The sequence below is a fragment of the Streptomyces sp. JLBT605 genome (assembly GCF_058215555.1).
Genome location: NZ_CM177087.1, coordinates 5,987,834 through 6,002,619, shown reverse-complemented (window position 1 = coordinate 6,002,619; position 14,786 = coordinate 5,987,834). Strand labels below are relative to the sequence as shown.

The 14,786-nt window shown below is 74.6% G+C and carries 10 protein-coding genes; 5 read left to right on the top strand and 5 right to left on the bottom strand.

Annotated features, from left to right (window positions below):
• Window positions 1–101 precede the first annotated feature (101 nt).
• Complete coding sequence (locus AC4BDD_RS26320) at window positions 102–4,532, bottom strand: cation-translocating P-type ATPase (RefSeq protein ID WP_490687933.1); 4,431 nt, start codon at window positions 4,530–4,532, stop codon at window positions 102–104.
• Window positions 4,533–4,626: 94 nt separating this feature from the next.
• Here AC4BDD_RS26320 and AC4BDD_RS26315 point away from each other — a divergent pair, with 94 nt between their 5' ends.
• The 3 genes from AC4BDD_RS26315 (at window position 4,627) to AC4BDD_RS26305 (ending at window position 7,316) form a co-directional block, all read left to right on the top strand.
• Window positions 4,627–4,974 carry a hypothetical protein gene (locus tag AC4BDD_RS26315; protein WP_490691944.1) on the top strand — a complete coding sequence of 116 codons (348 nt, stop codon included), beginning with the start codon at window positions 4,627–4,629 and terminating at the stop codon, window positions 4,972–4,974.
• 231 nt (window positions 4,975–5,205) lie between these two features.
• The gene (locus AC4BDD_RS26310) at window positions 5,206–6,516 is read left to right on the top strand and encodes a sensor histidine kinase (RefSeq protein WP_490691943.1); all 1,311 of its coding nucleotides are present in this window, start codon (window positions 5,206–5,208) and stop codon (window positions 6,514–6,516) included.
• 155 nt (window positions 6,517–6,671) lie between these two features.
• A complete protein-coding gene (locus AC4BDD_RS26305) occupies window positions 6,672–7,316 on the top strand; it encodes a LuxR C-terminal-related transcriptional regulator (RefSeq protein ID WP_490687932.1) in 645 nt (214 codons plus the stop codon).
• Here the strand turns inward: AC4BDD_RS26305 and AC4BDD_RS26300 are convergent.
• The gene (locus tag AC4BDD_RS26300; protein ID WP_490687931.1) at window positions 7,301–7,873 is read right to left on the bottom strand and encodes a GNAT family N-acetyltransferase; all 573 of its coding nucleotides are present in this window, start codon (window positions 7,871–7,873) and stop codon (window positions 7,301–7,303) included. The two genes, AC4BDD_RS26305 and AC4BDD_RS26300, sit on opposite strands and share 16 nt — an antisense overlap.
• 269 nt (window positions 7,874–8,142) lie before the next feature.
• Here AC4BDD_RS26300 and AC4BDD_RS26295 point away from each other — a divergent pair, with 269 nt between their 5' ends.
• Window positions 8,143–9,609, top strand: a complete 1,467-nt coding sequence (locus AC4BDD_RS26295; protein ID WP_490687930.1) for an aminotransferase class I/II-fold pyridoxal phosphate-dependent enzyme — start codon at window positions 8,143–8,145, stop codon at window positions 9,607–9,609.
• A 78-nt stretch (window positions 9,610–9,687) separates the two neighbouring features.
• Here the strand turns inward: AC4BDD_RS26295 and AC4BDD_RS26290 are convergent, their stop codons facing one another.
• Genes AC4BDD_RS26290 through AC4BDD_RS26280 form a run of 3 tightly spaced genes read right to left on the bottom strand, consistent with a single transcriptional unit; the run spans window position 9,688 to window position 13,315 of the window.
• Complete coding sequence (locus AC4BDD_RS26290) at window positions 9,688–12,048, bottom strand: FtsX-like permease family protein (RefSeq protein WP_490687929.1); 2,361 nt, start codon at window positions 12,046–12,048, stop codon at window positions 9,688–9,690.
• A 5-nt stretch (window positions 12,049–12,053) separates the two neighbouring features.
• Window positions 12,054–12,812, bottom strand: a complete 759-nt coding sequence (locus tag AC4BDD_RS26285; protein ID WP_490687928.1) for an ABC transporter ATP-binding protein — start codon at window positions 12,810–12,812, stop codon at window positions 12,054–12,056.
• On the bottom strand, window positions 12,809–13,315 hold the full coding sequence (locus tag AC4BDD_RS26280; protein WP_490687927.1) for a PadR family transcriptional regulator: 507 nt from the start codon (window positions 13,313–13,315) through the stop codon (window positions 12,809–12,811). Before AC4BDD_RS26280 ends, AC4BDD_RS26285 begins: the two co-directional genes overlap by 4 nt.
• A gap of 186 nt (window positions 13,316–13,501) precedes the next feature.
• Between AC4BDD_RS26280 and AC4BDD_RS26275 the strand changes: the two genes are divergently transcribed.
• On the top strand, window positions 13,502–14,779 hold the full coding sequence (locus AC4BDD_RS26275) for an ABC transporter substrate-binding protein (protein ID WP_490687926.1): 1,278 nt from the start codon (window positions 13,502–13,504) through the stop codon (window positions 14,777–14,779).
• Window positions 14,780–14,786: the final 7 nt, after the last annotated feature.

Genomic DNA, 14,786 nt, shown 5'->3' with positions numbered 1-14,786 from the left:
CCGTGGCATGCCGCAGCCCGCCGCGGCCAGACGGAGCACCACCCGGGCGCCACCCGGGCACCACCCGGACACCACCCGGGGCGGACGCCGGCGGGCGCCCGTCAGCCGCCCTGCTCGCCGCCGGCCAGGCCGCGGACCAGCGGGGACGCGGCCAGCCCCAGGAGGGTGGCCGTGGCGATCGCGCCCAGGGCGATGCCCCAGGCGGCGGGGCCAAGCGGGGTGCAGCCGAAGAACTGGCTGACGCCGGGGGTCTGGATGACCGCGGCCAGGACGGCGGTCGAGCCCAGGCCCGCGAGGAGGACGCGCCGGTCCAGGCCGCCGGTGGCGAGCGTCTGGGCCAGTTGGGTGCCGACGAGCGCCGCCAGGGAGATGGTGCCGGCGCGCCGTCGGCCGCCGGTGACGCGGGCGGCGCCCCAGGCCAGTCCGGCGCCGACCGCGGTGACGGCGCCGCGCAGCAGCATCTCGCTGGTCAGCGCGGTGCCCAGGGACTGGTGCGGGCCCTCGCCGAGCAGCCGTTCACGGACGTGCCCGGTCGGCTCGCGCACCGCGATGGCGAGGGAGGGGGCGAGATCGGTCAGCAGGTTGACCAGCATGATCTGACGGGCGTTCAGCGGCGTGCTGCCGGTGAGCGCGGCGACCAGCACGCTGAAGGTGATCTCTCCGAAGTTGCCGCCGATGAGGATGGCCAGGGCGGCTCTGACCGAGGCCCACATGGCGCGTCCCTCCATCAGCGCCGAGACGATCGTCTCCAGGCGGTCGTCGCTGACGACCAGGTCGGCCGCGGCGGTCGCGGCGGGGGTGCCGCGCCGCCCGAGGGCGATCCCGATGTCGGCCAGCCGGATGGCGGGGGCGTCGTTGGCCCCGTCGCCGGTCATCGCCACGACCCGGCCGAGTCGCTGGTATCCCTGGACGATGCGGACCTTGTGGTGAGGGCTGCACCGGGCGATGACGTCCACCGTCGGCAGCAGTTCGTCGAGCCGGCTGTCGTCGAGTTCGTCGAGTTCGGGTCCGGTGCACACGGTGAGGTCCGGCTTGTCGCTGACGGTGGCCGCGATGGCGTCGGCGGTGGCGGGGTGGTCGCCGGTGAGCATGACGGTGTGCACGCCCGCCGCGCGCAGCCGCGCGGTGGCGGGAGCCGCCCCGGTGCGGACCGGGTCGGCCAGCGCGATGAAGCCCAGGAAGACCAGGTCCCGCACGGTCTCGTCGGTGAGCTGCTCGCCCGCGCGCATGGGGCGTTCGGCCACCGCCAGTACGCGGCGCCCGGCTCCGGCGAGCTCCTCGGCGGTCGCGGCCAGCTCCCTTGCCGCCGCCTCGTCGAGGCCGGCCGTCCGGCCGTCCAGCTGCCTGCGGTCGCAGCGCTGGAGGACGTTCTCCGGGGCGCCCTTCACGCTCAGCAGCGTGCCTCGGGTGGTGGTGCCGGCGGTCGCGTGGTAGGCGCGGGCGGGCTCGAAGGGCAGCGCGTCGGTGCGCCGCCAGCGGGGGGCGTCACGGCGTACGGCGACTCCCGCGCGGCGGGCTCCGGTTGTCACCGCCCGGTCGGTCTGGTGGGCCATGGGCTCGGCCTGCCGCGCCGGCGGGGTGGCGCGCAGCGCGGCGGCGAGCACCTTCTTCCGCGGGGTGTCGAGCCGTTCCACGGGCAGTGTGCGCTCCCCGTCGCTGACGGTGGCGAGCTGCAGGTTGCCCTCGGTGAGGGTGCCGGTCTTGTCGAAGCACAGGACGTCGGCGCGGCCGAGTGCCTCGATGGTGCGCGGGTTGCGCACCAGCGCGCCGAGGTCGGCCAGGCGGCGGGCGGCGGCCAGTTGGGCCGCGTTGACCAGGAAGGGCAGTCCTTCGGGTACGGAGGCGACGGCGAGGTTCACGGCGGAGGCGAGCGGGTCGGTCAGCCGGCGTCCGTGCAGCAGCCCCGATCCGGCGACGGCGATCGCCGATCCGATGGCGATGGGCAGGCTGGCCCGGGTGAGCGAGGCCAGGCGGGCTTCCACACCGGTGACGGGCGCGGCCTGCCGGGCGGTGGCCAGGCTGCGGCCGACCTCGGTGGCCGGTCCGGTGGCGACCACGACGGCCTCGGCCCGGCCGGCGGCGATGGTGGTGCCCTCGTAGAGCATGCAGCGGCGGCCCGCGAGGTGCGCCGCGACCACCGGGGCGGGGTCCTTGGCGACGGGCAGCGATTCGCCGGTCAGTGACGACTCGTCGACCTCCAGCCCTTCGGCCGCCAGCAGCCGGCAGTCCGCGGGCACCACGTCCTCGGGCCGCATCACGACGACGTCGCCGGGGGCCAAGTCGCCGGCGGTGACCAGTCGTTCGGTGCCGCCGCGGCGCACCCGTGCGCCGATCGCGGAGCGGGCGAACAGCTCGGCCAGTGCCCGCTCGGTCCTGACCCGCTCGAATCCGCCGACGAGCGCGGAGGTGCCGGTGATGGCCGCCACCAGCGCGGCGTCGGTGCGCGACCCGACGGCCGCGGCCAGGGCGGCTCCGGCGGCGAGCACCGGGGTCAGCGGGTTGGCCAACTCCTCGATGAACGCGGACAGCAGACCGGTGCGCGCCGGGGAGTCGGCATGCGAGGCGCTCCCGGCCCGGGCGGCGGCCTCCTTGCCGGACAAGCCCTGGGCGCTGGTGCCCAGGCGCTCCAGCGCCCGGTCGGCGGGCATCAGATGCCAGGGCACCACCGGGCCGCGCGGCGCCATGGGGCGGGCCAGGAGCTGCCGGGCCCGCCAGTTGCCCAGGAAGAAGGCGAGTGTCCCGGCGGCGTTGCTCACCGCCATGCCCCGGGCGCAGGCCCGCGCGGGGGGCGAGCGGAGCGCGGCGACCGCGCCGACGCCGCTGCCGCCCGCCGCGAGGACCGCGCCGTCCTGGTCGACGCGCGCGGCCACGCCCACCGCGTCGACGATCAGCCCCGCCGACTCCAGGTCGGCGCCGACCAGCAGGTGCGCGCCCCAGGCCGGGGGCTCTCCCTCGCGGTGCACCCCGATGCCGCAGTCGGCCGCCCCCAGTGCCCGGCGGTTGCCCGAGACCAGCAGAACCACCGCGCCGTCGGCCTGGAGGGCGCGCACCGAGGCCACCAGCCGGCGGCCGGTGGGCATCACCGCGTCGGCGAAGGAGAACGCCGGTGTGGCGTGGCCGGTGGCCAGGACGACCCGCGCCCCCGCCCGGCGGGCGGCCGCCGCCACGGCCTCCGCGCCCGGCGCCGTCGGCACGGCCAGCCCCACCACGGCCTGGAGGCGCTTCCCCTTCGCCAGGCCGAGCGCCTGCTCGCTGCCCTTGCGGCGCAGCCGCCCCTCGGCCCTGCGCCCGGTACGGCCGGTCAGCTCCAGCCGGTCCAGCGGCCCGAGCACCCAGCCGTCGTCGTCGCGGCGGACGTCCCCGGGCGCCTCGGGGTCGAAGAGGGCGAACAGCCGCTCGGCGGTCAGCTCCGGGTCCGCCCCGGCGAGCAGCACCAGGTCGACGGGCTCGCACTCCTCGCCGCGCAGCGCGTCCTCGTCCAGTACGACGGTGTCGACCTGGCCGAGCCGGCGCAGCGCGCCGCGGTCCATGGCCACCACGCCGCGCAGCGCCAGATACCGGCCCAGACTCGTCGCGAAGCCTTCGCGCCCGGCCTCCGGCGCCTTGGGCACCGCGGACAGGGCGACGGCCAGGGCGCGGCGGGGCCCGGTGAAGGGGGCGAAGAGCGCGCCGGCCGCGGCCCCGATCCCCATGGCCCGCTCCGCGTAACGCGCCGTGGTGTCCCGCGGGGACGGGCCGGGCCGCTCGACCACGATCGGCTCGGCCGCCGCGTCCTGCGGCCCGCGCACGAGCTGCGGCTCCTTCCGCGCCCACGTCTCGCGGTCCGCCCGCGCCTCCCGCCACTGGGCGAGCCGCTGCACCGCGTCCAGGGCCAGCCCGTCGCCGCGCGTCGCCACCCCCTGGGCCAGTGCGCTGACCACCGGCAACACCGATTCGGCCTGCTCCGTGGTGCTGATCGCCGCGGCGAGGTGGCGCAGCCGCGGGTGGTACTGGACAGCGGTGACGAGCGCTCCGACCTCGGTCGGCAGCTTCAGCCAGGGTGCCAGGGCGGTCGCGGTGGACAGGCTCAGGCCCACGGTGTCGGCGGCCAGGGCGGAGACGGACTGCCGGGTCTTGGGGCCCTCGCACGGATGGTGCGGCTCCGGGCACCACTCGTCCGCCTCTCCCTCCTCGTGGGCAGCCGCGTGCGACTCCGCCCGTGCCACCAGGGCGACCAGCTCCCGCTCGGCGGGCGGCGTGGGTCCCAGGGCCACCACCACCCGCTCGGACGGCGCGTTGACCCGCGCCCAGAGCACGCCCGGATGCCGCTCCAGCGCCCGCTCCACACGGCGAGCCACCCGCTCCCCGCCGATGCCGTGCACGCCGTGGACCTCGATGTGGCAGCGGCCCGGACGCGACCACACGTCGCGCTGCGGCAGCCCGGCCATCCGGGCCGCCACTCCCGCCGCGCCCCGCACGCCCGCCACCACGGTGCCGGCGGCGGAACCGAGCAGCGGGGGTCTGGGCAGACGCAGCCCTGACGCCGGTGACATCACAGGAGACCTCCCATATCGGGCACCCGCGATAAATCATCCTTACCATGATGAGGGAGGAAAAATACGTCACGATGATGCCCGGGTGGACGTGATGGAAAGCAAGGCGGAGAAGTCAGAGAAGACGGGCAAGACGGAGAAGGCGAAGGCCGGCAAGGACAACAAGCAGTACACCCTCACCATCAACGTTCCCGCCGCCGACCGGGTGGCCGCCGGCGCCGCCGACGCGGTGCTGCACCCTGTGACGTTCGCCCGCCGGGTCCTCCCCGCCAAGCACGGCCTGCCCCTGTACGCGGGCCTCGGTGTGCTGGGCGCCGCCGATGTCATCGAATGGCCCGTCGCCGTGGGCATCGGCATCGGCTACGCGGTCCTCCGGGGCAGCGGGGTCCTGCCGCCCGCTCCGGCCACCACCGGCACGCAGCGCACCGCGCCCGCGCAGTAGCCAGCAACGCCCGTCCCAGCGGGAGGCGTTCACATCCGCCCCCAGCGGCAAGCCACCCGTGCCCTGACGCTCCCACCTCACGCCCACCCCGCGCCCACCCCGCGCCGGGGGTGGTGCTGGCTACACCCCCGGGACGGGGGCCGGGGCCCGTGACCGATCATGGCTGTGCATCGCACACTTGGTGCGTCGCCCGAGGTCCGGGCGGTGAGCGAGACAACCTGGGGGCATGGGATGAGGATCGGGCGCGCACTGGTGGCCGCCGCACGGGGCCTGGTGCTGGCGCTGATGACGCAGCTGTGCTCGATCTTGCTGTCCGTCTTCACGCTGCTGTCGATCGCGCTGATACCGGTCGGGCTGGGCGTCGTCACCACCCCCTACGTGGTCACCACACTGCGCAAGTACGCCGACTACCGGCGGAGGTTGGCCGACCGGTGGGGCGGGGTGCCTATCGACCGGCCGTACCGCCCGATCCCCGCGGACCTGCGCGGCGGGCTCCTCGGCCAGGCGGACCGCTGCGCCTGGCTGCTGAAGGACCGTGCCACCTGGCGCGACCTGCTGTGGCTTCAGATCGACATCACGGCCGGGTGCCTGACGGCGATCCTGCCGCCCGGACTGATCGCCGAGGGACTCTTCGGCCATGTGCTGGCCGCCGGAGTGTGGGAGCCGATCTTCCGCGCCGACGGCACCTACTGGTACGCCTTCGTCCCCGTCGACAGCCAGAACACGGCGTTCCTCGCGGCAGGTCTGGGCACCGTGTGGATCGCCCTGATGCTGGCCTTCGGCCCGGCGATACTGCGCGCCCACTTCCGGATGACGCGGGTCTTCCTGGCGCCCACCCCGCAGATGGCCCTGTCACGGCGCGTCGAGCAGCTCACCGTCTCCCGGCACGACGCGCTGGACACCTCGGCGGCGGAACTGCGGCGCATCGAGCGCGATCTGCACGACGGGGCGCAGGCGCGGCTGGTGGCTATGGGCATGAGCCTGGGCACGATCGAGGCCCTGGTCGAGAAGGACCCGGCCAAGGCGAAGAAGTTGCTGGCCGCCGCACGGGCGGACTCCGCCGAGGCGCTGAACGAACTGCGGGACCTGGTGCGCGGGATCCACCCACCGGTGCTGGCCGAACGCGGGCTGGGCGACGCGGTCCGCGCGCTGGCCCTGCGGATGCCGCTGCCGGTCGAGGTGGAGGTGGAACTGCCGGGCCGGGCCGCGGAGCCGGTGGAGTCGGCCGCGTACTTCGCGATCAGCGAGCTGCTGACGAACGCGGCGAAGCACTCCGGCGCCAAGCGGGTGTGGCTCGATGTGGCCTACGGAGACGGGGCGTTGCGGATCGCGGTCACCGACAACGGGCAGGGCGGCGCGGACGCCGCGGCGGGTTCGGGGCTGCGCGGTCTGGAGCGGCGGCTTGCCGCGTTCGACGGGCTGCTGGCGGTCAGCAGCCCGGCGGGCGGCCCGACGATGGTGACGCTGGAGATTCCTTGCACCCTCTCCGGGACGGCGGAGCACCCCCTGGGCGCGCCCCCGGACGGAGTCGCCGGCAGGTGACCGCAAGGGCCCGCACGACGGCACGGAGGGCGGGCGGCGAGGCGTAGTCGCAGGTGGCGGACGCGGCGGAGACGGCGGAGGGTAGATTCGACGCCGTTCGGAGAAGACCCGTCCCTCGCTGTCCTCAAGCCGCCTACCGCCCCCGTGGAGTTGCCGTGCGCGTTGTCCTCGCCGAAGACCTCTTCCTGCTGAGAGACGGTCTGGTGCGGATGCTGGAGGCGTACGACTTCGAGATCGCGGCGGCCGTGGAGAGCGGCCCGGAACTCAGCCGGGCGCTGGCCGAGCTGCGGCCGGACGTCGCCGTCGTCGACGTCCGGCTGCCGCCCTCCTTCACCGACGAGGGACTGCAGTGCGCGCTGGCCGCCCGCCGCGCCACCCCGGGGCTGCCGGTGCTGGTGCTCTCCCAGCATGTGGAGCAGTTGTACGCACGGGAGTTGCTGGCGGACGGCAGCGGCGGGGTGGGCTACCTCCTCAAGGACCGGGTGTTCGACACCGACCAGTTCATCGACGCGGTACGGCGGGTGGCCGCGGGCGGCACGGCGATGGATCCGCAGGTGATCTCCCAGCTGCTCACGCGCCGCGCCCAGGACACCCCGATGGGGAAGCTGACACCGCGGGAGCGGGAGGTGATGGAGCTGATGGCCCAGGGGAGGTCCAACACCGCCATCGCCGCCCAGCTGTTCATCACCGAGCGTGCGGTCGCCAAGCACACCTCGAACATCTTCGGCAAGCTCGGCCTGCCGCCCTCCGACGACGACAACCGCCGCGTGCTGGCCGTGCTGGCCTACCTCGACCGGTAAGACGCCTGCTTGGCCGCCCGCCACTGGGGCGCGAGCACCGACCAGATCTCCTCGTCGTGCCGCTTCCCCCGGTACAGGTGGCTCTCCCGCAGCACGCCGTCCCTGGTCATGCCGAGCCGCCGGGCCACGGCGATGCTGGGCTCGTTCTCCGCGGCCACCCACCACTCCACGCGGTGGATGCCCCGCTCCTCGACGGCCCAGTCGATGAGCACCCGCACGGCCCGGGTCACCAGCCCCCTGCCGACCGCTGACGGCTCCAGCCAGCAACCCGCCTCGGCGGTGCCCTGCTTGACGTCCATCGTCCGGAGGATGACGGCGCCGACCAGCCCGCCGTCCGCCCAAATGCCGTGGATCCGCCCGCTGTCGTGCGCGGTCTTCTCCGCGTACGCCCGGAGGAACGCCCGGCTCGACTCCAGGTCGGTGACGACGTCGGGGAGGCCGTTGTACTGCCCGATGAACTCCCGTCCCCGGTCGATGTGGGCCAGGAACTCCTCGGCCTGCCAGGGCTCCAGCGGGCGCAGCTCGGCGCCGTCGTCCCCCAGGGATATCGCGTACATCGTCACCTTCCACGGTCGGAACCAGTGCGTATCGGCGGAAGGATCCTCGCACGCCCCGTCCGGCACCGCGGTGCACGCCCGGCGCCCGATGCCCAGCGCCCGATGCCCAGCGCCCGATGCCCATCGCCCGATGCCCATCGCCCGGTGCCCAGCGCGCAGAGCCGGCGCCCGGTGCCCGATGGCCCGGCTCGCCCCCGGCCCCGGTTGCGCCGGGCGTTCCCGGGTACCCGGGAGGGCGTGATGCCTTCTCGTCTGCGAGGGAGGAGCCGATGGATCATTCGCGTGTCCCCGTGCTGGAGGCTCTGCGGGACTTCCGGCGCCGTGGTGACGTCGTCTACGGGCCACCGGGGCACAAGCAGGGGCGGGGAGCCGACCCACGGGTGGTGGAGATCCTGGGAGAGGGGGTCTTCGCCTCCGACGTGCTGATGCTCAACGGCCTGGACGACCGGCGCGAGTCACAGGGCGTCCTGGACCAGGCCCAGGAGCTGATGGCGGACGCGGTCGGCGCGGAGCGGGCGTTCTTCTCCACCTGCGGCAGCTCCCTGTCGGTGAAGACGGCGATGCTGGCGGTGGCCGGGCCGGGCGAGAAGCTCCTCCTCTCCCGCAACGCGCACAAGTCGGTGATCGCCGCGGTGATCGTCAACGGGGTCCAGCCCGTCTGGGTGCACCCCAAGTTCGACGCCGAACGGCACCTCGCCCATCCCCCGGAACCGGACGACGCGCGCAGTGCCCTGCGGGCGCACCCCGACGCCAAGGGGATGCTGCTGATCACGCCGACCGACTGGGGTTCGTGCGCCGACATCCAGGGCGTCGCCGACGTCTGCCACCGGTACGACATCCCACTGATCGTCGACGAGGCATGGGGCGCGCACCTGCCGTTCCACCCCGAGCTGCCGGCCTGGGGCATGGACGCGGACGCCGACCTGGTCGTCACCAGTGTCCACAAGATGGGCGGCGCCATCGAGCAGAGCTCGGTCTTCCACCTCCAGGGCGACCGGATCTCGGCGAACGTCCTCAAGCAGCGGGAGGACCTGCTCGGCACCACCAGCTCGTCGTCGCTGGTGTACGCCGCTCTCGACGGGTGGCGCCGCCACATGGTGGAGCAGGGCCATGACCTCCTCCAGACCGCGCTGCGCCGTTCCGCCCGCATCCGGGAGGCGATCGCCGGCATGACGGGGCTGCGCCTCCTCGACCAGGAAGTGGTGCACGCCGGCCTCACCGCGGAGCTGGACCCGCTGAAGATCACCGTCGATGTGCGGGAGCTGGGGATCAGCGGGATGCAGGCGGCCGAATGGCTGCGCGACAACTGCCAGGTGGACGTCGGCTCGTCCGACACCTGCCGGATCAGCGGCCAGATCACGCACGCGGACGACGACCGCACCGAGGGCCTGTTCGTCGACTCCCTGCGCCGGCTGGCCGACCACGCCGGCTCGATCGCGCCGCGCCCCGCGGTGCGCCTCCCCGAGGTGGGCGAACTGGAGCTGGAGCAGGCCGTGCTGCCGCGCGAGGCCTTCTTCGCCGAGGCCGAACACGTCCCGGCCCGCCAGGCGGTGGGGCGCGTCGCCGCGGAGCTGCTCACCCCTTATCCGCCCGGAGTGCCGGTCGTGGCCCCGGGCGAGGTCATCACCGAGGCCGTCGTGGACTACCTGCTGACCGGCGCCGCGGCCGGCATGCTCATCCCGGACGCCTCCGACCGGACGGCGCGGACCCTGCGGGTGACCCGGCGCAGCGGCTGACGCCCGGCGCCCGGCCGAGCTCCCGCCACCGTTGTCTTCGCTCGGCGCCGAGCCGCGCACTCGGCCGCGGACACCCCCTTAGAGCACGTCGCTGGCGGAGTCCGCTGATCTGCGGCGCGCGGCGCGCGCGGCGGGGATGACGGAGACGGCGACCGCTCCGGTGACCGCGGCGGCGCCGACCAGCAGCAGGACTCCCGGCGGCGGTGGCTGGGCGATGCCCGCGCCGATGCCGCTGGTGCGGCCCTGGAGGTCGATCAGCCAGGCGGAGGCGAAGACTCCGAGGGACGTGCCGAGGACGGCCGCGGCCGCCGCGACGAAGCCGGTGGCGGCCACGATGACCGCCGTGATCTGGCGCGGGGTCAGTCCGATGGCGCGCAGCGCGAGCAGGTCGCGGCCGCGGTCGCGCACCCCGGCGCCGATCGTCGTCGACAGCTCGGCCAGGCCGATCAGCGCCAGGACCGCGACCAGGCCGACGGTGACCCCGCGCACGGCGGACAGCCGGTCGGCCGGGTTGGGGATCTCGCGGACCTCGATCCGCCCGCCCGAGGCGTCGGCCAGGGCCTCGCGTACGGCCGCCGGGTCGGCGCCGCGGTCCAGCACCAGGTGGTAGAAGTCCGGCCGGGGGGCGGTGCCGCCGTCGCGCAGGGTGTCCAGGGTCGTGGAGATCACCCGGCCGCCGTCCGCCGGTTCGATGCTGCGCCCGACGATGTGCAGCACGTGCGGTCGTCCGCTGACGGTCATCCGCACCCAGTCGCCGACCGTCACGTCCAGCAGGTCGAGCAGGCCCTGCCCGGCGACGGCCTCGTCCGGTCCGCGGGCGGGCCTCCCCTCGGCCACGGAGAAGGGGTAGCGGGCCCGGTCGGTGCCCAGCGCGCGCAGGGTGATCGTCCCGGTCTGGCCGGGGACCAGCGCCTGCACCTCGGCGCCGGGGTAGGCGGTGGCGTCGGGGCGCGCGGCCAGCACCTGGCGCAGCTCGCGGTCGCCGAGGCCGTCGGCGCGGGCGGTGAGCGCGGCGGGCAGCCCGACCTTCTCGGGATGGGACTCGAAGCGGTCCAGGGTGGCCCAGGCGCCCAGCGCGACGGTGATCAGCAGCAGCGGCACGGCGAGCCGTCCCACCGCCGTCGCCGAGCGCAGCGGCCGGTGGAAGGCGCCGCGCCAGCCGAGCACCAGGGCGGGCGGGACGCGCAGGCCCAGCGCCCGGCGGGCGGTGCCGGACATCCGGCGGCTTGGCGCGAGGGCGGCACGGGCGACCGGCACCGGCGGCACCCGGCCGGCCCGCCAGGCGGCCAGGCAGGTCGCCGTGGCGATGAAGACCAGCGCGCCCGCGGGGATGAGGTACGGCAGCCAGGTGTGCTCGGGCATTTCCCGCCACAGCGCCATGGCCTCCCCGATCCTGCCGGGGATGCGGGTGCCGAGCGTCTCGGTGAGCACGGTGCCGAGCGCGACGCCCAGCAGGGCCAGGCCCAGGTGCTGGGCGAGGAACATCCGGACGACCTGGCCGGGGGTGAATCCGATGGCCTTGAGGATGGCGATGTCCCGCAGGTGGCCGCGGACCCGGGTGCTGATGGCGCCGCCGACGGCGAGCGCGGCGGCGAGGAGCGCGGCGAGCCCGAAGAGGCCGAGCAGACGTCCCAGCAGCTGGTCGTCCCCTTCCGCCGCGGACTTGGCCTGCCGCCAGGTGGAGACCCCGCTGATCCGGCCGGCGCCGAGTTCGGTGACCGCGCGCTGCACCACGAAGTCGGTGTCCCGCGCGTCGGTCAGCCGCAGTCCGATGGTCTGGCCGCGGTGGTCGCGGTCCACGTCGGCGGCGGAGAGGGTGGCCGGGAGCACCCAGGCGACGCCGGGGGTCTCACCGACGCGGTACTGCGCCTCGGCGGTGTCCGCGATGCCGACCACGCGCAGCGGCGCCGCGAAGCCGCGCAGCGTGACCGAGTCCCCGGGGTCGGCCCACAGCGCCCGGGCCAGCGAGCGCTCCAGCACGATGCCGCCACCGCGTCCGCCGCCATGTTCGCCGTCCCGGCCGTCGTCCCGGCCGTCGTCGGTGGCGTCGTCGGTGCCGGCTTCGAGCCAGCGGCCGGAGCCGACCTGCGGGGCGGCCGTGGCGGGCGGCTCGGTCACCGCGCGCACCTCCAGCGCCGCCTTCGCGCCACCCGCCTCGGGTGCCGCGGTGGTGCGCACCGTGCGGTACGGGCCGGAGGCGGCCTGGACCTCGTCCAGACCGCCGAGGGTGCCGGCGGGCGCGTCGGCCTTGGTGTGGATCCACACATGCGCGCCGGAGGACCGGGTGAAGACCCGCTGCCAGGGGTCGGCCGCGTAACCCAGCAGGGCGCCGGCCAGCAGCAGCGAGACGGTGACCCCGGCGGTGGCGAGGACGAGGAAGAGGCCCGCGCCGCGGTGTGCGCGCAGGTCGGCGTGTGCCCAGCGCACCGTGGCCCACACGCCGGTCAGCCCTTCAGCCTGAGTACGCCGGAGACTCCGGTCGCGCGCCGGTCCCGGCCGTCGTCCAGGGTCGCGTCGTCGACGATCCGGCCGTCGAAGAAGCTGATCACCCGGTCCGCCGCGCTGGCGATCCGGGCGTCGTGGGTGACGAGCAGGATGGTCTGGCCGCGCTGGTGGAAGCGGGAGAGCAGCCGCAGCACCTCGCGGGTGCCCTTGCTGTCGAGGCTGCCGGTGGGCTCGTCGGCAAGCAGCAGGCTGGGGGTGTTGACCAGGGCGCGGGCCAGGGCGACGCGCTGCTGCTCACCGCCGGACAGCTCGCTCGGTGTGCTGTTGCCCTTGCCCTCCAGGCCCAGCTCGGCGAGGAGCTCCTCGCGGGCGGCCCGGGCCTGCCGCGGGGAGCTGCCGGCCAGCAGGGCGGGCAGTTCGACGTTGTCGGCGACGGTGAGGTTGGAGACCAGGTTGAAGAACTGGAAGACGATCCCGATGTGCTTGCGGCGCAGCACGGCCCAGCGCGCCTCGCTGCAGGTGTCGACCTGCCGGCCGTCGAGCCAGATGGAGCCGCTGTCCGGGCGGTCCAGGCCGCCCAGCAGGTGCAGCAGGGTGGACTTACCCGCGCCGGAGGGTCCGGTGACGGCGACGAACTCACCGCGCTCGACGTGCAGGTCCACGCCGCGCACCGCGTGGACCGGGGCGGCGCCTTCCGGCCGGTGGCTCTTGACCAGGCCCTCGGCCCGCACGATGGCGCCGCGCGGCTGCTCGCTCACTCCAGTTCCTCCTGACAGCGCTCCAACCAGTCGAGGTCCGCCTGAAGGTGCAGCATGGCGCCTTCGATCAGCAGCTGCGCGACCCGGTTGTCCCGGTCCTCTACCGCTGACAGCTTCGACAGGTCACGCATGGTGTTGAGGTAGTGGCGGCGCTGCTTGTTGATCAGGGCGATCTGGTCGGCGGCCCCGGTGCGGGCGGCGAGGGCGAGCTTCATGAAGAACTCGTCCCGCACCCGCGGCTCGGCGGTCGGCTCCTCGAACCAGACGTCCACCGTCTCGCGCCCCGCGTCGGTGATGCGGTAGATGCGCTTGTTCGGGCGGTCCGACTGCTCGATGTCCTCGCCCTCGATCAGACCGGCTTTCTCCAGTCTGCCCAGAGTGACGTAGATCTGGCCGACGTTCGGCTGAGGGTACGCTGCGCCCAGGAGCTTCTCAAGGGCCTGCTTGAGTTCGTAACCGTGTGCGGGTCCGCTCGCCAACAGCGCCAGGAGTGGCAGCCGCACGATCTCCCTCTTCCCCGCAGCCCTATATGACGGTTAGCTGTCCTCGTCCGGCTGTGAGCCGGATCGCCCTCGTATCTTCCAGCACCATCTAGTATCGCGCATGCCTAACCGGTATACAGGGGGGCTGGACGCCGGTTCGCCACGAGCGAGCGGAAGGGCGCGCCGGAAGTGTGCGAGGAGGAACCTATGCGGTGGAAGCGTGCCGCGGGTAGGGCCCTCCTGGTGTGTGTCCTGCTGCTCGCGGGATACACCGGCATCGAGGCGCGGGCCGCGCGGCCGGCGGCGGACGCCGCGGGCCGGGGCCCGATCACGCTGGTGACCGGCGGCGACCTCACCGGCTATCTGCGCGGGATCCTGGACGGCTGGAACCGGACCCATCCTCGCGAGAAGGTGACACTGGTCGAGCTGCCGGACTCCGCCGACGAGGTGCGGGCGCAGATGGTCAGCGAGCTGCGGTCCGGCAGTGACCGCTTCGACGTGCTCAACATCGACGTGGCGTGGACCTCGGAGTTCGCCGCGGCGGGCTGGATCGCGCCGGTGGACGGCACCCGATTCCCCCTGCACCGCTTCCTGCCACCGGTGGTCGGCACCGCCACCTTCGGCGGGCGGCTGTACGCGGTGCCGTACGTGACCAACGCCGGGCTGCTCTACTACCGCAAGGACGTACTGGACCGGGAGGGCGAGCGCCCGCCGCGCACCTGGGCCGAGTTGGAGCGGCTGGCGAGGACCGTGGCGCCCGAGTACGGCATGGACGGGTACGCCGGGCAGTTCCTGCCGTACGAGGGGCTGACCGCCAATGTCGTGGAGGCGGTGCAGTCGGCCGGCGGGACGGTGCTCGGCGACGAGGGCGCGCGGGTCACGGTGGACTCCCCCGCCGCCCGCCGGGGACTGGACTTCCTCGTCCGGGGGCTGCGCGAGGGGTGGATTCCCAAGCGGGCGCTGTCCTTCAAGGAGGAGGAGTCCCGCGCCGCGTTCCAAGACGGTGAGCTGCTGTTCCTGCGCAACTGGCCGTACGCGTACGCGCTGGCCGGTGCGCGCGGCTCGGCGGTGGCGGGGAAGTTCGGCGCCGTGCCGCTGCCGGGGCCGGACGGGCCGGGTTCCAGTGTGCTGGGCGGCTCCAACCTCGCGGTGAACGCGCACTCGCGGCACCGGACCTCGGCCACCGAGCTGATGGCGTACCTGACCAGCGAACCGGTCCAGCGGCGGGTGCTCACCGAGGGGTCGCTGCCGCCGGTGTGGGCGGAGCTGTACTCCGAGCCGGCGCTGGTGCGGCGGTTCCCCTACCTCCCGACGCTGAAAAGCAGCCTTCTGGCGGCCAGGCCGCGGCCCAAGAGCCCCCGGTACGACCAGGTGAGCCTGGCGGTGCAGGCCGTGGCCCATGACGCGCTGGCCGGGCGGGAGAGCACCCCGGCGGCCGTGGCGCGGCTGACGCGCGAGCTGCGCGCCATCGTCAGCCGCGGCTGAACGTTCC